Origin of the sequence: Streptomyces sp. NPDC127097, assembly GCF_042724075.1 — a bacterium.
In the GTDB taxonomy this organism is placed as follows: domain Bacteria; phylum Actinomycetota; class Actinomycetes; order Streptomycetales; family Streptomycetaceae; genus Streptomyces.
On record NZ_JBHXFI010000009.1, the window covers coordinates 137,638 to 156,697 of the forward strand.

12 protein-coding genes are annotated in these 19,060 nt (G+C 68.5%); 9 read left to right on the plus strand and 3 right to left on the minus strand.

From position 1 onward, the window contains the following. The first annotated feature begins 28 nt into the window (after positions 1-28). Together ACFWJW_RS10670 and ACFWJW_RS10675 are read left to right on the plus strand one after the other, a co-directional pair. Positions 29-1,147 (plus strand): lipid II:glycine glycyltransferase FemX, encoded by a 1,119-nt coding sequence (locus ACFWJW_RS10670; RefSeq protein ID WP_387237721.1) that lies wholly within the window; start codon positions 29-31, stop codon positions 1,145-1,147. A gap of 62 nt (positions 1,148-1,209) precedes the next feature. Continuing rightward, a complete protein-coding gene (locus tag ACFWJW_RS10675) occupies positions 1,210-2,241 on the plus strand; it encodes an alanine racemase (RefSeq protein WP_387237723.1) in 1,032 nt (343 codons plus the stop codon). Between the two features lie 91 nt (positions 2,242-2,332). Here the strand turns inward: ACFWJW_RS10675 and ACFWJW_RS10680 are convergent, their stop codons facing one another. Continuing rightward, complete coding sequence (locus ACFWJW_RS10680) at positions 2,333-3,814, minus strand: glycosyltransferase family 87 protein (protein WP_387237725.1); 1,482 nt, start codon at positions 3,812-3,814, stop codon at positions 2,333-2,335. 122 nt (positions 3,815-3,936) lie between these two features. Beyond that, positions 3,937-6,594, minus strand: a complete 2,658-nt coding sequence (locus tag ACFWJW_RS10685; protein ID WP_387237728.1) for a transglycosylase domain-containing protein — start codon at positions 6,592-6,594, stop codon at positions 3,937-3,939. A 361-nt stretch (positions 6,595-6,955) separates the two neighbouring features. Between ACFWJW_RS10685 and ACFWJW_RS10690 the strand changes: the two genes are divergently transcribed. The 4 genes from ACFWJW_RS10690 (at position 6,956) to ACFWJW_RS10705 (ending at position 10,805) form a co-directional block, all read left to right on the plus strand. Beyond that, positions 6,956-7,636 carry a PadR family transcriptional regulator gene (locus tag ACFWJW_RS10690; RefSeq protein ID WP_387237731.1) on the plus strand — a complete coding sequence of 227 codons (681 nt, stop codon included), beginning with the start codon at positions 6,956-6,958 and terminating at the stop codon, positions 7,634-7,636. A gap of 46 nt (positions 7,637-7,682) precedes the next feature. After that, positions 7,683-8,765 carry an inositol-3-phosphate synthase gene (locus ACFWJW_RS10695; RefSeq protein ID WP_387237733.1) on the plus strand — a complete coding sequence of 361 codons (1,083 nt, stop codon included), beginning with the start codon at positions 7,683-7,685 and terminating at the stop codon, positions 8,763-8,765. Between the two features lie 78 nt (positions 8,766-8,843). Then, a complete protein-coding gene (locus tag ACFWJW_RS10700) occupies positions 8,844-10,103 on the plus strand; it encodes an MFS transporter (protein WP_387237736.1) in 1,260 nt (419 codons plus the stop codon). Between the two features lie 111 nt (positions 10,104-10,214). Further along, on the plus strand, positions 10,215-10,805 hold the full coding sequence (locus ACFWJW_RS10705) for a hypothetical protein (RefSeq protein ID WP_387237739.1): 591 nt from the start codon (positions 10,215-10,217) through the stop codon (positions 10,803-10,805). Positions 10,806-10,894: 89 nt separating this feature from the next. Here the strand turns inward: ACFWJW_RS10705 and ACFWJW_RS10710 are convergent, their stop codons facing one another. Next, positions 10,895-12,370: a CCA tRNA nucleotidyltransferase gene (locus ACFWJW_RS10710; RefSeq protein ID WP_387237741.1), complete on the minus strand. Its 1,476-nt coding sequence runs from the start codon at positions 12,368-12,370 to the stop codon at positions 10,895-10,897. Positions 12,371-12,619: 249 nt separating this feature from the next. On the opposite strand from ACFWJW_RS10710, the gene ACFWJW_RS10715 reads away from it, so the two are divergent. The 3 genes from ACFWJW_RS10715 (at position 12,620) to ACFWJW_RS10725 (ending at position 18,949) form a co-directional block, all read left to right on the plus strand. Beyond that, on the plus strand, positions 12,620-14,875 hold the full coding sequence (locus tag ACFWJW_RS10715; RefSeq protein ID WP_387237744.1) for a DUF6049 family protein: 2,256 nt from the start codon (positions 12,620-12,622) through the stop codon (positions 14,873-14,875). A gap of 46 nt (positions 14,876-14,921) precedes the next feature. Continuing rightward, on the plus strand, positions 14,922-17,129 hold the full coding sequence (gene murJ, locus ACFWJW_RS10720; protein WP_387237747.1) for a murein biosynthesis integral membrane protein MurJ: 2,208 nt from the start codon (positions 14,922-14,924) through the stop codon (positions 17,127-17,129). Positions 17,130-17,236: 107 nt separating this feature from the next. Beyond that, positions 17,237-18,949 carry a serine/threonine protein kinase gene (locus ACFWJW_RS10725; protein ID WP_387237750.1) on the plus strand — a complete coding sequence of 571 codons (1,713 nt, stop codon included), beginning with the start codon at positions 17,237-17,239 and terminating at the stop codon, positions 18,947-18,949. The last annotated feature ends 111 nt before the right edge of the window (positions 18,950-19,060 follow it).

A 19,060-nucleotide genomic window follows, 5' to 3' on the forward strand; every position in this document is an offset into this window, starting at 1 on the left:
GGACACACCTGCCCGAGGAGCGCCCCGCATGAGCCTGACCCTGAGGACCATCAGTCGAGAGCAGCATCTGGCATATATCCAGAGCCTGCCCGCGGCGAGCCACATGCAGGTTCCTGCCTGGGCAGACGTCAAGGCGGAATGGCGCGCGGAGAGCCTCGGCTGGTTCGACCCCAGCGGCGAGATGGTCGGCGCCGGCCTGGTCCTCTACCGCCAGGTGCCCAAGGTCAAGCGCTACCTCGCGTACCTGCCCGAGGGCCCGGTCATCAACTGGTACGCGCCGAATCTGGAGGACTGGCTCCAGCCGATGCTCGCGCATCTCAAGCATCACGGTGCCTTCACGGTGAAGATGGGCCCGCCGGTCATCATCCGCCGCTGGGACTCCCCGGCGATCAAGGCCGGCATCCAGAACCCGGACGTCAAGCGGCTGCGGGACGTCGAAGCGACCCATATCGAGCCGCGCGCCTTCGAGGTGGCCGACAAGCTGCGCCGCATGGGCTGGCAGCAGGGCGAGGACGGCGGCGCCGGCTTCGCCGACGTACAGCCCCGCTATGTCTTCCAGGTGCCGCTGGCCGACCGTTCGCTGGAAGAGGTCCACAAGGGCTTCAACCAGCTGTGGCGCCGCAACATCAAGAAGGCCGAGAAGGCCGGTGTCGAGGTGGTCCAGGGCGGCTACGACGACCTGGCCGAGTGGCAGCGTCTCTACGAGATCACCGCGGTACGTGACCAGTTCCGGCCGCGTCCGCTGGGCTACTTCCAGCGCATGTGGACGGCGCTCAACGCCGAGGACCCCGACCGCATGCGGCTGTACTTCGCCCGCCATGACGGCGTGAACCTGTCGGCCGCGACGATGCTCGTCGTCGGCGGACACGTCTGGTACTCCTACGGCGCCTCGGACAACATCGGCCGTGAGGTCCGGCCGTCCAACGCGATGCAGTGGAAGATGCTCCAGGACGCCTACGCGCTCGGCGCCTCCGTCTACGACCTCCGCGGCATCAGCGACTCGCTCGACGAGAACGACCACCTCTTCGGCCTGATCCAGTTCAAGGTCGGCACGGGTGGGCAGGCAGCGGAGTACCTCGGTGAGTGGGACTTCCCGCTCAACAAGCTTCTGCACAAGGCGTTCGACCTCTACATGGCGCGCCGCTGACGCTCCACCGCACCGTTCGTTCCCCTGAGACACCAGCCACGAGAAAGGTTCCGGGCCCGGCCATGGCGCTCACCCTCTACGTCGACACCGCGCGCTGGCGGGCGCATCAGCAGAGCGTTCTCCAGCAGTTCCCCGGGTTGGTCCCGGTCTGCAAAGGCAACGGCTACGGCTTCGGCCATGAGCGCCTCGCCGACGAGGCGACCCGCCTCGGTGCCGACATCCTCGCGGTCGGAACGACCTACGAAGCGGCCCGCATCAAGGACTTCTTCAGCGGCGATCTGCTCGTCCTGACCCCGTTCCGCCACGGTGAGGAGCCGGTGCCGCTGCCCGACCGGGCGATCCGCTCGGTGTCGTCGGTCGAGGGTGTGGGCGGCCTGGTCGGGGCCCGGGTCGTCATCGAGGTCATGAGCAGCATGAAGCGCCATGGCGTCAGGCCGGAGGACCTGCCGAAGCTGGCCACGGCCATCGAGGACGTCCGGCTCGAAGGCTTCGCGATCCACCTGCCGCTGGACCGCACCGACGGGTCCGACGCGGTCGAAGAGGTCATCGGCTGGATGGACCAGCTCCGCTCCGCCCGCCTCCCGCTGCACACCATGTTCGTCAGCCACCTCAAGGCCGATGAGCTCGCCCGTCTCCAGCAGCAGTTCCCCCAGACGCGCTTTCGCGCGCGGATCGGTACCCGGCTGTGGCTCGGCGACCACGAGGCCACCGAGTACCGCGGTGCGGTGCTCGATGTCACCCGGGTCGCCAAGGGCGAGCGCTTCGGCTACCGCCAGCAGAAGGCGGCCTCCGACGGCTATCTGGTCGTGGTGGCGGGCGGTACCTCGCACGGTGTCGGGCTGGAGTCGCCCAAGGCGCTGCACGGGGTGATGCCGCGCGCCAAGGGCGTGGCCCGGGCCGGGCTGGCGACCGTGAACCGCAATCTCGCGCCCTATGTGTGGGCCGGGAAGCAGCGCTGGTTCGCGGAGCCCCCGCACATGCAGGTGTCGATCCTGTTCGTGCCGGGGGATGCCCCGCAGCCGCAGGTCGGCGAGGAGCTGGTGGCCCATCTGCGGCACACCACCACACAGTTCGACCGCCTCGTGGACCGCTGAGCCGGCCGCGCCACGACGCGGACACACCAAGGGCCCGGTGCCGCAGACCTTTCTGCGGCACCGGGCCCGGTGCGTTGTCGGCGAGGTCCGTTCACTCCCGTACGGCGCCCCAGCGCACCTGCGGCGTCGCCTGGAACTGCACCGCGTGCCGGGGCGGGTGGTAGGCCCGTCCGAGCACGAACGCATCGGGGCTGCGGTCCAGGACGCCGCCCGAGGGATCGTCGTCCCCGTCCCTGCGGACCACATCGCGCTCCGGCATCAGGATGTCCCGTACGACCAGGGCGCACAGGTAGAGAGTGCCCAAGAGGTGCAGGACGATGGCCAGTTGGTAGCCCTCCGTCGGCAGCCCCTGGTGCTTGTCGCCGCTTCCGGTGTAGGCGAGGTACGTCCAGATCCCGAGGAAGTACATGACCTCGCATGCCTGCCAGATCAGGAAGTCCCGCCAGCGCGGCCGGGCCAGCGCGGCGAGCGGGGTCAGCCACAGCACGTACTGCGGCGAGTAGACCTTGTTGGTGAGGATGAACAGCGCGACGACGAGGAAGGCGAGCTGTGCGAAGCGCGGCCGGCGCGGTGCGTAGAGAGCCAGCAGGCCGATGGCGGCACACCCCACGATCATCAGCAGCGTGGCGTAGGTATTGGCGTTCTCCAGGGGGTTGCCGGTGCGCTGCGAGATCAGCAGCCAGATGGAACCGAAGTCGATGGGCCGTTCCTGACTGAAGGTGTAGAACTTCGCCCAGCCCTCCCGGATGTGGAAGCCCCCGGCATCATGCGTGATCATCACCGGCAGGTTCACCACCAGCCAGGACGCGAGGGCACCGGTCAGCGCTCTCCGGAACGCCCGCCAGGCGCCCGCCCGCCAGCACAGCACCAGCAGCGGGCCCAGCAGCAGCACCGGGTACAGCTTCGCCGCGGTGGCCAGCCCGATGAGGATGCCTGCCGCCAGCGGGCGGCTGCGTGACCACATCAGCATCCCGGCGGCCGTCAGGGCGATCGCCAGGAGGTCCCAGTTGATGGTGGCGGTGAGGGCGGCGGCGGGCGCCAGGGCGACCAGGAGGCCGTCCCAGGGGCGGCGGCGGTGGGTGCGGGCCACACACACCGCGACGACAGCGGCGCAGATCATCAGCATGCCGGCGTTGACCAGCCAGTAGATCTGTTCACGGTGCTGGATTCCGCCGCCGTGCGGGGTCATCCAGGAGGCGACCTCCATGAAGACACCGGTGAGCACGGGGTACTCGAGATACTCCATATCGCCGGGCAGCCGGTCGAAATACGGGATCAGGCCATCGGCGAAGCCCCGCCCCGCATAGAGATGGGGGATGTCGGAGTAGCAGGCGTGCGTGTACTGGCTCGTGGCGCCGAAGAACCAGCCGCCGTTGTAGCAGGGCAGCTTCTGCACCATGCCGAGCGCGAACATGCCGATGGCGATGAGCGCGATGATCCGCACCGGCGTCAGCCAGTGCCTCCCGAGCAGTGCGTGTCGGCCGATCGGCCCCCCGATCAGCTCACTGCCGGCCGCCGCCACCTCATCCTGCTTCGTCGGCCGTACCGGATCATCCCGTCGCACGCTCGTCATGGCCCCATCCTGCCGTACGGCCGTGGCCGGAAAACGGCGAAGCCCCCGCCCGGTCCATCCGGGCGAGGGCTTCGTTGCTCCAGGTTTCACGTGAAACCTTGCGCGTGTTTCACGTGAAACGGTCAGCCGTTCGGGCCGCCGAGCCAGCCTCCACTGTCTGTCGGCTCCGTCGGATCCGGCGTCGGGGTCGTGCCACCGGTGCCGCCATTGGTGCCACCCGCGCCATTTCCGTTACCGCCGCCGTTACCGGCCCCACCGTTGTTCCGGCAGTTCAGGTCCCACGGGGAACAGCTGTCGGTCGGGGTCGGGCTCGGGGAGTTCGTCGGGGGAGCGGACTCGCTGGGCGACTCCGACGGCGAGCTCGACGGCGTGTCCGACGGCGTGGGAGTCGGCGTCGGCGTCGGCATGCCTTCCTGGTCCAGCCGCTGCCCGAGGGGCGTGGCCGGCGGGAAGGACTCCGGGGTGACCCCCTTCATCGCCTGGAGCATGTACTCGGTCCAGACCTCGGTGGGCAGCGCACCACCGTGGATCGAGTCAAAGCCACCGACACCGTTCATGGACAGCTGGCGCGGATTCCCCGCGTCCTCACGGAACATCGTGATGGCCGTCGACAGCTGCTTGGTGTAGCCCACGAACCAGGCCGACTTGTTCTCGTCGGTGGTACCGGTCTTGCCGGCGGCCGGCATGCCCAGCCGCTTGGCTTCCTTCGCCGTGCCGTTGTCGATGACGTTTTCCAGCACCTTGGTCACGTTGTTGGCGATGTTGGCATCCATCGCCGTTTCGCTCCGGGGCTTGTCGAAGCCCTCCAGGTCCCCGGCCTTGTACGTCACCTTCGTCACCGAATAGGGCTCCACCTTCGTCCCGGACTGGGCGAACGTGGCATACGCATCGGCCATGCGGATCGCGCTCGGTGTGGAGGTGCCCAGCGCGAAGGACGGGTTCAGGTTCTTGTCGAAGCTGGCCTTCGAGATACCCGCGGCCTCGGCCATGTCCCGGACCTTGCTCATCCCGACATCCATGCCGAGCTGAACGAACGGGGTGTTGACGGACTGCTCCATCGCCTTGGTCAACGGGATATAGCCCCAGGGATGGTTGCTCTCGTTCTCCTGGAAGAAGAACGAGCCGTCCCTCCTCTTGACGTACCCCCCCTCGGCGTCCTTCACCTTGAGGTGGTCGTCGCCGTTGTACCGGCTGTCCTGCCTGACCGGCACCCCATGGCTCTTGACCGTCCCGTACTTCATCGCCGCCGCGAGCACGAACGGCTTCCAGGTCGAGCCCACGGGCACCCCGAAGGTGTCCGCGTTGTTGCTGAAGTGCCCCTTGTCGTAGCCCTCACCGCCGTACAGGGCGACGATCTTGCCGTCTCCGGGCACCACCGAGGCACCGCCGAACTGGACGAATTTGTCCTTGGCGCGCTTATCGGGGTCGATGTACCGCTTGTTGACCTTCTTGACCGCAGCCTCGAGATCGTTGGTCTTCTTCGAGCTGAAGGTCGTGTGGATCGTGTAACCGCCCTTGTCGAACTGGGCTTCACTGAGACCCGAGTGCTTCAGCACGTACTTCTTCGCGGTGTCCATCATGTAGCCGATCTGACCGCTCTTGCCGGCGACCGGCCTCGGCAGCTTCGGCGTGGGGAAGTGCCCCCGGTACTTCTCCCGCTCCGCCTTGGACATGAGGTGGTTCTCGACCTCCCGGTCGAGAATCCAGGACCACCGCGCCTTGGCGCGCTTGGTGTTCGCCGCCTTCGTGGCCCCAGGGCTGGTACCGCCCGCCGGGTCGTACAGATCCGCGCCCTTGAGCACGGTGGCCAGGAAGGCGCTCTCGTTCGCGTTCAGCTTGGCGGCGTCCTTTCCGTAGTACGCCTGCGCCGCTGCCTGGATCCCGTACGCCCCGCGGCCGTAGTAGCTGGTGTTCAGATACCCCTGAAGGATCTGGTCCTTGCTCTTCGACCAGCCGACCTTGATCGCGATGAACAGCTCCTTGAACTTACGGTCAAGGGTCTGCTCCTGGCTCAGCATCGCGTTCTTCACGTACTGCTGAGTGATGGTCGATCCGCCCTGGGTTTCGCCGCCCCTGGCCATGTTGACCACCGCGCGCGCGATGCCCATCGGGTCCACACCCGAGTCCGTCCGGAAGGACGCGTTCTCCGCGGCGATCGCCGCCTTCTGCATCTCGAGCGGAATCTCGTTGATCGTGACGTTCTGCCGGTTCGTCTCACCGTCACGCGCCATGACCTTGCCGTCAGACCAGAGGTAGACGTTGTTCTGCGACTTGGCGGCGTCGCTCTCGCTGGGCACGTTCACCAAGGCCAGCGCGACGCCGGAGGCACCCACGATCAACCCTATGAATCCGACGCACAGGGTCGTGACCTGCTTCCATGACGGCACGAAGCGCCGCCAGCCCACGCGGTTGGCACGCGGGTAATCGATGAAACGCTTCTTGGCAGGTTTCCCGCCGCCGCGACCCCGGCCGCGGCCGCCCTCGGGACCTCCGCCGCCACCGCCTCGACGGCCGCCGCCACCACGGCCCCCGGCGCCATCACCGGAGGCCATCGCGGCATCGGACGACCGCCGGCGGCCGCCGCGCTGGGCGGCTCTCCGGGCGTCGGCGCGCCCACCCTGCCGCGGCTCGTAGCCGGACGACTCGGAGTGAGAGGCGGGACCGGCAGCGGAGCCACGGGAAGGGGCGGCACGGCGCCCTGGTGGCTGCTGTGCGGCGCGTCGGGCCGCGGCACGTCCGCCACTCTGCGGCTGTGGCGGTTTGCGACGGTGCTCGCTCATGGAACGAATACTCCTCGGGCAGGCGCGCTTTCTCGTCGCCTGAAGGCGGCAGTTGTCTTCAGGTCCCCCCGATGCACGGCCCGCTCCTGAGGCGCGAGCCGCACTACACCGAGGACGAGGACGCCAGATATCGGCCCACGGTTCCCGGCAGTCTGCATGCCGCACAGACTACGCACGGCCAAAACCTGCCCAGTGTTGAAATTCACTCCAAATCAGTCAGGTTGATGAGAACGATTCGGTGATGTGATGCCGTTCACCGTGCCCCCTCTTGTTCCGCCCAGATGGCCGTTCTATCGTCTGGATGTATCGAGTCGATACATCAGCACGACATAAAGAACGCACCGGACCAAGGAGGCGGAGGATGAGCAGACGTTCCGGCATCCTCGAGTTCGCCGTCCTCGGCCTGCTCCGCGAGTCCCCGATGCACGGCTATGAGCTGCGAAAACGGCTCAACACCTCGCTCGGGGTCTTCCGTGCGTTCAGCTACGGCACCCTCTACCCCTGCCTCAAGGCGCTGGTCGCGAGCGGCTGGCTGATCGAGGAGACGGAAGGCGCCCCGGAGGGCGTACCCACCGCGGCTCTGACAGGGCGCCGGGCCAAAATCGTCTACCGATTGACCTCAGCGGGCAAAGAACACTTCGAGGAGCTGCTCGCCCACTCCGGCCCGGACGCGTGGGAGGACGAGCACTTCGGTGTCCGCTTCGCGTTTTTCGGCCAGACCTCGCGGGACGTGCGGATGCGCGTGCTGGAAGGCCGCCGCAGCCGGCTGGAGGAGCGTCTTGAGAGGATGCGTACCTCCTTGGCCAGGTCCCGCGAGCGCATGGACGACTACACCCTCGAACTTCAGCGCCACGGTATGGAATCCGTGGAGCGCGAAGTCCGTTGGCTGAACGAGCTCATCGAGAGCGAGCGCGCCGGGCGTGATCAGCGCCCCACGGGTTCCGCAGCGCAGGACAAGAAGAACCAGTCAGGAGATACGGGCGGCCTGCCCCGGCACCGGGGTGGATCCCGGCCGGATCCGTCCGATGACACCACCACATGAGGCACTGCTGTGCAGATCCTCATCGAGAACACAGGGAGCAACCGGAATGGGTTCGGTTCGCGTAGCCATCGTCGGCGTGGGCAACTGCGCCGCCTCGCTGGTACAGGGCGTCGAGTACTACAAGGACGCCGACCCGAAGAGCCGCGTGCCCGGCCTCATGCACGTGCAGTTCGGCGACTACCACGTGCGTGACATCGAGTTCGTGGCTGCCTTCGACGTCGACGCCAAGAAGGTCGGGCTCGACCTCGCGGATGCCATCGGCGCCAGCGAGAACAACACCATCAAGATCTGCGACGTGCCGAACGCCGGCGTGCAGGTCCAGCGCGGCCACACCCTCGACGGCCTGGGCAAGTACTACCGCCAGACGATCGAGGAGTCCCCCGAGGCCCCGGTCGACGTCGTCCAGGTCCTCAAGGACACCCAGGCCGATGTGCTGGTCTGCTACCTCCCGGTGGGCTCCGAGGACGCCGCGAAGTACTACGCCCAGTGCGCCATCGACGCCAAGGTCGGGTTCGTCAACGCCCTCCCGGTCTTCATCGCCGGCACCAAGGAGTGGGCGGACAAGTTCACCGAGGCCGGTGTCCCGATCGTCGGTGACGACATCAAGTCGCAGGTCGGCGCCACGATCACGCACCGCGTGATGGCGAAGCTCTTCGAGGACCGGGGCGTCATCCTGGACCGCACGATGCAGCTGAACGTCGGCGGCAACATGGACTTCAAGAACATGCTCGAGCGCGAGCGCCTGGAGTCCAAGAAGATCTCCAAGACCCAGGCCGTCACCTCCCAGATCCGGGACCGGGAGATGGGCGAGGACAACGTCCACATCGGCCCCTCGGACTTCGTGGCCTGGCTGGACGACCGCAAGTGGGCCTACGTCCGCCTCGAGGGCCGCGCCTTCGGTGACGTCCCGCTGAACCTGGAGTACAAGCTCGAGGTCTGGGACTCCCCGAACTCCGCGGGTGTCATCATCGACGCCCTGCGCGCCGCGAAGATCGCCAAGGACCGCGGCGTCGGTGGCCCGGTGCTCTCCGCGTCCTCGTACTTCATGAAGTCGCCGCCGGTGCAGTACTTCGACGACGAGGCACGGGAGAACGTCGAGAAGTTCATCAACGGCGACGTCGAGCGCTGAGCCGCCCGACGCACGCTCCCTCCGCAGGCCCCCGGGCATTCCGCCCGGGGGCCTGCGGGCTGTGTGAGGCTGTGCCTCATGCATGCTGTGCGCGTCCTTCGCGTATTACTCCGGCTACGCAACTTCCGTTCGCTCCTTGCCGCACGGCTCCTGTCCCAGGCGGCCGACGGAGTGTTCCAGGTCGCGCTCGCCACCTACGTCGTCTTCTCGCCCGAGAAGCAGACGTCGCCCGCGGCCATCGCCTCCGCCATGGCGATCCTGCTGCTCCCGTATTCCCTCCTCGGGCCGTTCACCGGCGTGCTGCTCGACCGCTGGCGGCGCCGGCAGGTCCTGCTGTACGGCAATCTGCTGCGCACCGTGCTGGCGATGGCCACCGCGACGCTGATCGCATCGAAGGTCCCCGACTGGCTCTTCTATGCCTCGGCCCTCGCCGTGACCGCCGTGAACCGCTTCGTTCTGGCCGGGCTCTCGGCCGCGCTCCCGCGTGTGGTCGACGGTGAACAGCAGCTGGTCATGGCCAACTCCCTGACTCCCACGGCCGGCACGCTCGCCGCGACGGCGGGCGGGGGGCTCGCCTTCGCCGTCCGGCTGACCGGCTCGGATGTGGATGCCTTCGTCGTCCTGCTCGCCGCGGCCCTCTATTTCTGTTCGGCCCTGACCGCGCTGCGCATGGGCCCACAGCTGCTCGGCCCCGACGACGCACGCCTCCAACCACACTTGCGGGAAGCCCTGTTGAGCACCGCGCGCGGGCTGTGGGAAGGGCTGCGCCATCTCGCCGAGCGGCGCACCCCGGCCCGCGCACTGATCGCGATGGCCCTGATGCGTTTCTGCTACGGGGCGCTGACGGTGATGGTGCTGATGCTGTGCCGGTACTCCTGGGCCGAGACCGAGTCCGAGGGCCTGGCGCTGCTCGGGATCACCCTCGGCGTCTCGGGGGCGGGCTTCTTCTCGGCCGCGATCGTCACGCCCTGGGCCGTCGACCGGCTCACCGCGTTCGGCTGGATCGCCGGCTGTGCGGCACTGGGCGCGGTACTGCTGCCGGCTCTCGGGCTGTTCTTCACGCCGGGCCCGATGCTGGCCGCCGCGTTCGTCCTCGGTCTGAGCACCCAAGGAACCAAGATCTCCACGGACACGATCGTCCAGTCGACGGTCGATGACGCCTTCCGCGGCCGGTCCTTCGCCATTTACGACGTGCTCTTCAACGTCGCGTTCGTCGGTGCCGCCGCGGTCGCGGCCCTCATGCTGCCTCCGGATGGCCGGTCCGCCGCCCTCCTCGGCATGGTGACGGTGCTCTACGCGCTGATCGCCGTGGCCACGGTCCGCTCGGGGCGCCGATAGACGGCCGTCCCTCGCCGCTCAGCCCCTGGGCCCTGCAACGGGGCGCGCACGGACCCGGTACCTTACGGGCTTCCAGCACGAGCCTGTACACATCAATAACGGGGGAATCCCATGACCACGCCGCCTCAGGGCCCGAATCCGTACGGCCAGGCGCCGTACGGGCAGCAGCCATACGGACAGCAGCCGTACGGCCAGAGCCCCTATCCGCAGGCACCGCAAGCACCGCAGGCGCCCTATGGCCAGCCCCAGGGCTACGCCTACCCCCCGCAGCCGCAGGCTCCGTACGGACAGCAGCCGCCGCCGGGTTACCCCATGGCGCCCCAGCCGCAGCAGCCCCACATGCAGGGCGGAGCTCCGGTGCCGCCGCCGCAGCCTGCCAAGCGCCGGTCCCCCAAGTCGATCCTGCGGGCCATCGGCCTCGTGATCGCGGTGATCGTCTTCGCGTTCTTCTGGATCAACAGCATGGACGACGCGGACAGCGCCGAGGCCGGCGACTGTGTGCAGAAGTCCAGCAGTTCACTCGACGACGGTCTCAAGGTGGTGGACTGCGGCACCTCGGAAGCCCAGTACAAGGTGAGCACCGTGCACAACGACACCACGGACCCGACGGTGTGCTCCGAGGGAGAGTCGGCCTACGTCAAAGACGTGCGCCGTCGCAGGAGCAGCACCCGCATGGTGCTCTGCCTGACCTCGGTGAAGTAGCGCACGCCGGACGCGTCGGAAGACGAAGGAGCGGTGTTTCACGTGAAACACCGCTCCTCGTTTCACGTGAAACACCGCCCGTTTCAGGCTCAGCTCTGAGCGGCCCACCACTCCTTCAGCGCAGCGACCGCCGCCTCGCGCTCCATGGGCCCGTGCTCCAGCCGCAGCTCCAGCATCTGCTTGTACGCCTTGCCGACCTCGGGACCCGGGCCGATGCCCAGAACCTGCATGATCTCGTTGCCGTCCAGGTCCGGGCGGATCGCTTCCAGCTCTTCCTGCTCCTGGAGCCGCGCGATGCGCTCCTCAAGCCCGTCATAGGCACGCGACAGGGCACCGGCCTTGCGCTTGTTGCGGGTCGTGCAATCCGAGCGCGTGAGCTTGTGCAGCCGCTCCAGCTGCGGACCGGCGTCCCGCACATAGCGACGGACCGCGGAGTCCGTCCACTCTCCCGTCCCGTAGCCGTGGAAGCGCAGATGCAGCTCCACCAGCCGTGAGACGTCCTTCACCAGGTCGTTGGAGTACTTCAGAGCGGTCATCCGCTTCTTGGTCATCTTCGCGCCCACCACTTCGTGGTGATGGAAGGAGACCCGGCCGTCCTTCTCGAAGCGCCGCGTCCGGGGCTTGCCGATGTCGTGGAGCAGTGCCGCCAGCCGCAGCACGAGATCGGGCCCGTTCTCTTCCAGGTCGATCGCCTGCTCCAGCACCGTCAGCGAGTGCTCGTAGACGTCCTTGTGGCGGTGATGCTCGTCACTTTCCAGCCGCAGCGCGGGCAGCTCGGGCAGGACATGGCCGGCCAGGCCCGAATCGACGAGCAGCCGCAGCCCCTCGCGTGGACGCGGCGCCAGGAGCAGCTTGTTCAGCTCGTCCCGTACGCGCTCCGCGGAGACGATCTCGATGCGGTCCGACATCGCCGTCATCGCGGCGAAGACCGCGGGGTCCACCTCGAAGTCCAGCTGAGCGGCGAAGCGCGCCGCGCGCATCATCCGCAGCGGATCATCGGAGAACGACTCCTCCGGCGTCCCCGGCGTCCGCAGCACCTGCGCCGCCAGGTCCTCGAGACCGTCGTGCGGGTCGACGAACTCCTTCTGCGGGAGCAGCACCGCCATGGCGTTCACCGTGAAGTCCCGGCGCACCAGATCCTGCTCGATGGAGTCGCCGTAGGACACCTCGGGCTTGCGGGAGGTGCGGTCATACGCCTCGGACCGGTAGGTCGTGACCTCGATGTCGAAGGAGTCCTTCTTGCAGCCGACCGTGCCGAAGGCGATACCGACCTCCCAGACCGCGTCCGCCCACGGCCGGACGATCTTCAGAACGTCCTCAGGGCGGGCATCGGTGGTGAAGTCCAGGTCGTTGCCGAGCCGCCCCAGCAGCGCATCCCGGACCGAGCCGCCGACCAGGGCAAGTGTGAACCCGGCCTCCTGGAATCGACGGGCCAGGTCATCCGCGACGGGGGACACCCGTAGCAGCTCGCTCACGGCACGGCGCTGGACATGGTTCAGCGCGTTCGTCGACTGCGCGGTCCGCTCGGCGATCGGGGCGGGGAGGTCATTGTTGGCGTTCGGCACAACAAAACAGGGTACGTGGCCGCGCAGCGCGAGGCGCCACGTAATAAAGGGGTCAGGCCGGGCACCCGGGTCTCCGCACCGCGATCATGTGGAGCAGTCCCTGGCACTCCGGCACGGCGGGCCTCGTTACCATTCGTGGACGCACATTCCGACGACCACTGACGACGACGAGGGACGGACGAGCGCGTGGCCGAGGCGGCAGGGTTCCAGGGGACTGAACGGCCGCGTGGTCGATGGCTGCGAAGGACCGTGACACTGCTCACTGGGGTGCTCCTGCTCGTGGGGCTGCTCCAGGTTCCGCACAGCCCCACCGCCCACGCGGCCCCGACGGGCTCCCGCACGGTCGATGTCACCATCGACTCGATGTCCCCGTCCGCTCCCTCCAAGAGCGACTCGGTCACCGTCTCCGGGACGCTGACCAACGACGGACGCAGCACGATCACCGACGCGCACATCGGTATGCACCGCGGGGACGCGCTCGGCGGCCGTAGCTCCATCGACAACGTGTCCCGCCGCACCGGCTATCTGCCCGGCGCGGACGGCGCGGAGATCAAGAGCAGCGAGAAAAAGATCGGCAAGCTGGAGCCCGGGGTCAGCCGCTCCTTCACGCTCAGCGTGCCGGTCAAGGACCTCCGTCTCGATGAGAACGGCGTGTACCAGCTCGGTGTCTCCGTGTCAGGACGCTCGCAGACCGCGGCCTACAGCCAGGTCCTCGGCTTCGACCGGACGCTGCTGCCCTGGCAGCAGGCCGATGCCACGAAGAAGACACAGCTCACGTACATGTGGCCGCTGATCTCCTCCACCCATCTCACCGCCGAGACCGACGCCGACGCCCAGCAGACGCCGGTCTTCCGCAACGACGACCTCGCCGCCGAACTCGCACCGGGCGGCCGGCTCCAGCAGATGGTCGCGCTCAGCAAGAACCTGCCGGTGACCTTCGTCATCGATCCCGATCTGCTCGCGACCGTCGACGCGATGACCAAGTCCTACCGGGTCAACGGCCCGGACGGGCCCATGGGCAAGAACCAGGCGGTCGCCAAGCAGTGGCTGCACGAGCTCGAAGAAGCGGCCAAGACCCATGAGGTCGTCGCGCTGCCCTTCGCCGACCCCGACCTCGCCTCGCTCGCCCACCACGGCAAGCACGTGCCCAGCGCGCTCAGCCACCTCGGCCCGGCCACCGACCTCGCCGAGAAGACCGTGGACACCATCCTCGATGTGAAGCCGCGGACGGACTTCGCCTGGCCCGTCGACGGTGCGATCGACTCCTCGGTCGTGGACGTCGCGACCTCGGCCGGTGCGCACAATGTGATCACCCGCAGCGACAGCCTGCGGGAGACCGGGGGACTGTCCTACACCCCGACGGCAGCCCGCCCCATCGGCGGCGGCAACACCGCAGTCGTCGCGGACGCGCAGCTCTCGCGGGCCTTCGAAGGCGATATGTCGAAGGCCGGAAACTCCGCCCACGCGGTCCAGGACTTCCTCGCCCAGACCCAGATGATCAGCCTGGAGGACCCCGGCCGGCAGCGCAGCGTCGTCGTCGCGCCGCAACGCATGCCCTCGGTCAGCCAGGCCCACGCCATGGCCACCGCGCTGCGGACGCTGGACGACTCGGGGAGCTGGAGCCAGCCGCTGAGTCTCGGCAGGGCGGCCAAGGCCAAGCCCGACGCCTCGGCCACCCGCCGGGTGCCGAGCGGCGCCGCCTACCCGTCCTCGCTGCGCCGGCAGGAGCTCCCCACCTCCGCCTTCCGCCAGATCCGGGGCACCCAGGCCGCACTGGACGACTACCAGGTGATCCTGGCCCAGCCGCAGCGTGTGGTGACCCCGTTCGGCAGCGCCATAATGCGGGAGATGTCGACGGAGTGGCGCGGTGATGCCGCCGGTGCCGCGACGTACCGGCGCTCCGTACGCAGCTACCTCGACGGTCTGACCAAGAAGGTGCACCTGATCCAGAAGTCGGGGGCGACGCTCTCCGGGCGCAGCGCCACGATTCCGGTGACGGTCCAGAACAACCTGGTCCAGGGCGTCAAGGACATGACGCTGAAGCTGACCTCGTCCCAGCCCAACCGGCTGGACGTGGGCAAGGCGCAGCAGATCACGGTGGACGGCGGCCACAGCCAGTCGTTCAAGTTCGCCACCACGGCGAACGCCAACGGCCGGGCCTGGGTGACCGCCCAGCTCTACACCGCGGACGGAAAGCCCTACGGTGACCGCATGACGTTCCAGGTGAACGTCACGGAGATCACCGCCACGGTGATGCTCGTCATCGCCGGCGGTGTGCTGCTGCTCGTCCTCGCCGGCGTACGGATCTATCTCCAGCGCAAGCGGGCGGCCGCCCAGCGCGCCGAGGGCGGGTCCGACGACGAGGGTCCCGAGGGCGACTCAGGTACGGACGGCGACAACGGCGGCACGGACGGCGACGAGCCCGAGCAGCCGAGTGACCCCAGCCCGGACACCGGATCGGAAAGCTCCGACCCGTCCGGCTCAGGTGAGAAAGTGGACCGTTGATAGTTGGCGGGGCCGGATGGCCGGCGACGGATGAGGTGGGGCAGCGATGAATGCGCCGTATGACGGTGACCGGGGCCGGGGCGCCAATGGCGACCCCACGGGCCCGGTCCCTCCGACGCCCCCGTTGCCCGCGGACCAGGACCCCTACGTCCAGGACGCCTACCGCAACGATCCGTACCGCGCCCAGGACCCGACCGCTCAGGATCCGGTGGCCGAGGCGCGCTACGACCGCGCGGCGCACCCACCACCGTCCCCGGGGCAGCCCGCGCCCCCGCCCTACCAGCAGCCTCCGGCGGGCCGTCACACGCCCGACCCGCAGCTGTGGGCCCCGCCGCCCGGGCAGCAGGGGCCGGCCGCCGGCCTCCCGTACGGCGAGGCGGACACGACGACACAGCCCCTGGGCCTCGAGGGCCTCAGGACCCAGGCCGCCGGCGAGCGTCCGGAGCCCGATGCCTTCGCGCATCTCTACCGGGACCAGCAGCACTACGAGCCCCAGCAGCCCGCTCCGGTGCCTCCGGGCCCCGCGGCGGCCGGTGCGGCGCCCGGCCCGGAGGGCGTGCCCCAGCAGCCCGCCCCGGCACCGGAGCCCGCCCCCGTGGCCGCGGCCGGCAAGCCCTCCGGCGGCCGGGCCGGCGGTCTGTTGAAGTCCAGCGCGGTGATGGCCGCCGGCACGATGGTGTCGCGTCTCACCGGCTTCGTCCGCTCGGCACTGATCGTCGCGGCGCTCGGCGGTGCGGTGCTCGGTGACTCCTGGCAGGTCGCCTACCAACTTCCGACGATGATCTTCATCCTGACCATCGGCGGCGGTCTGAACTCCGTCTTCGTCCCGCAGCTGGTGCGCGCGATGAAGGAGGACGACGACGGTGGCGAGGCGTACGCCAACCGGCTGCTGACGCTGGTCATGGTGATCCTCGGCCTGCTTACGGTGCTGGCGGTCTTCGCGGCGCCCCTGCTGGTGAAGCTGGTCTCCTTCGACATCTCCCGCGACCCGGCGGCCAACGAGGTCGCGGTCGCCTTCACCCGTTACTGCGTGCCCACGATCTTCTTCATGGGCCTGCACGTCGTGATGGGCCAGATCCTCAACGCCCGCGGCCGCTTCGGCGCGATGATGTGGACCCCGGTCCTCAACAACATCGTCATGATCGCCACCTTCGGCCTGTTCATCTGGGTCTACGGCTCGGCGGAGACCTCGCACATCGGCGTCACCACGATCCCCGACGAGGGCATCCGGCTCCTGGGCATCGGCACCCTCCTCGGGCTCGTCGTCCAGGCGCTGGCGATGATCCCGTATCTGCGCGACGCCGACTTCAGGCTCCGGCTCCGCTTCGACTGGCGCGGCCACGGCCTGGGCAAGGCCGCCAAGCTCGCCAAGTGGACGGTGCTGTTCGTGCTCGCGAACCAGGCGGGCGTCCTCGTCGTGACCCAGCTCTCCACCTGGGCCGGCAACACCGCCAACGACCAGGGCCACCCGGGCACCGGCTTCATCTCGTACGCCAGCGCCCAGCTGATCTGGAACATGCCGCAGGCGATCATCACCGTCTCCGTGATGGCCGCGCTGCTGCCGCGGCTGGCCCGGTCCGCACACGACGGTGACACCGGAGCCGTCCGCGACGACATCTCGCAGGGCCTGCGCACCTCCGCCGTCGCCATCGTCCCGATCTCCTTCGGCTTCCTCTCCCTCGGCATCCCGCTGTGCACGCTGGTCTACGGCTCGTCCGGCGCCGGCATCCCGATGGGCTACATGCTGATGGCCTTCGGTGTCGGCCTGATCCCGTTCTCGGTGCAGTACGTCGTCCTGCGCGCCTTCTACGCGTACGAGGACACCCGCACCCCCTTCTACAACACGGTGATCGTTGCCGCCGTCAACGCCGCCGCCTCCGGCCTCTGCTTCCTGGTCCTGCCCGCCCGCTGGGCCGTGGTCGGCATGGCGGCCTCCTACGGCCTGGCGTACATCATCGGCGTCGGTGTGGCCTGGCGCCGCCTGAGCAAGCGCATGGACGGCGACCTCGACACCGCTCATGTCGTCCGGACCTACGCGCGGCTGGCCGGCGCCAGCATCCCGGCCACGATCATCTCGGGGGCCGTGGTGTACGGGATCATGCAGACCCTCGGCAGCGGATTCCTCGGATCGATCACCGCTCTGATCGCCGGTATCGCCGCACTTCTGGGTGTGTTCTACGTAGCCGCACGCAAAATGCGCATCGAGGAACTGAACGCCCTGGTCGGCATGGTCCGGTCGAAGCTTGGACGTTAGTTGAGCACAACCATCGACTGCCACCGTGTGTCGTGCATAGTGGCGGACTGTGGGCACAATTGTCTTGGCTCATTGAGCCTGCAACGGATGGGGAGGCAGGAACGACGGTGGCGGAACGGAGCACGGCTGCCGTCGACGTGGCTGACACGAGCGGTGAGGAACCGCTGACCGCCAAGGCGGGTAAGGCCACGGACGACGGTGCTAAGGCCGAGAAGGTATCCGGCAGGGAACAGGACGCCGCAGGCACCGACGAGGAGCGTGCCGAGGCGATCGAAGCCCAGCCACCGGAACTGCACAGCGGCCACAAGCTTGCCAGACGCTACCGCCTCGAAGAGTGCGTCACCCGTCTGGACGGATTCAGCAGCTGGCGCGCGGTCGACGAGAAACTGCGGCGCGCCGTCGGTGTGCACATCCTGCCCGCCGACCACCCCAGAGCCCGGCCGGTGCTGTCCGCGGCCCGCTCGTCGGCGCTGCTCGGCGACCCCCGGTTCGTCCAGGTCCTGGACGCCGTCGAGGAGAACGACCTCGTCTACGTCGTCCACGAGTGGCTGCCGGACGCCACCGAGCTCACCACGGTGCTCGCCAACGGCCCGCTGGAGCCGCACGACGCCTACCAGCTCGTCAGCCAGGTCTCCCAGGCCATGGCCGCCGCGCACCGCGAGGGCCTCTCCCATCTGCGGATCACCCCCGGCTCGGTGCTGCGTACGGAGTCCGGGCAGTACCGCATCCGTGGCCTGGCCGTCATGGCGGCACTGCGCGGCATCAGCTGTGAGTCCCCGCAGCGCGCGGACACCGAGGCGATCGGTGCGCTGCTGTACGCCGCGCTGACCCAGCGCTGGCCGTACGAGAACGACGCCCATGGCCTCACCGGCCTGCCCAAGGGCGTCGGGCTGATCGCGCCCGACCAGGTGCGGGCCGGCGTTCATCGCGGGCTGTCCGAGCTGGCCATGCGCGCACTGATCAACGATGGCTCGACGGCCTCCCGCCAGGAGCAGCCGTGCACCACCCCGGAGGAGCTGGCCAAGGCCGTCGCGGCCATGCCCCGTATCCGGCCCCCGGAGACGGCGTTCAGCGCCCCGCCGCCGTACCAGCGCACCGGCTACCAGCAGGGCAGCTACCGGCAGCCGTCCACCCACGGCGCGTCGGCACCGCATGCCACGCAGCCGGTCACCCCGCCTCCGTCGCCGCTCCAGAGCCGCACCGGGCGGGCCCTGAAGTGGTCCGTCTCGTCGCTGCTCATCGCGGCGCTGGGGCTCGGCAGCTGGCAGCTGGCGGACACGCTGCTGAAGCGGGAGAACGAGCAGGACACCCCGGGGAACTCACAGTCGTCCGGCGGTCCGAAGAAGCACACCGGAAAGCCTCTCCCGGTCAAGGGCGCCACAGAGTTCTCACCCCTGGCCCAGCCTTTCTCGGAGGATGAAGCTCACAACGTCACGGACGGCGATCCGGGTACTGCCTGGGTGACCGGACGGTTCAAGGGCTGGCCCAACTTCGGAAACCTGCCACCGCGCGCAGACGGCAGCGGAATCATCGTTGACCTCGGGAGCGCCAAGGACATCTCCGGGATACAGGTCAGCATGTATCGGCCAGGCCAGACCGTAGAAGTCCGCGCAGCAGCACCCTCCGCAGCGGATCCGGCGGCACTCGGTGATTTCTCGCAAAGCCTCTCCAAGCTGGGAAAGGCCGGCGACAAGTTGGATGTGAAGCTCGACCGGTCGGTGAAGTCTCGCTATGTCCTGGTCCACATCACGAAACTTTCCTCTGATGGAACGTCGGACTGGTTCCGCGGCGGCATTTCAGAAATCAAAATCTTCAGCTGACGCACCGGTATCAACTCAGCGCACCGGAAACCCGTAGAAATACGAGGTGGCCAACGCCCCGCCGGCCTTCGGGCCGGCGGGGCGACCTCGTGCGGCAGACCAGCCGCCGGC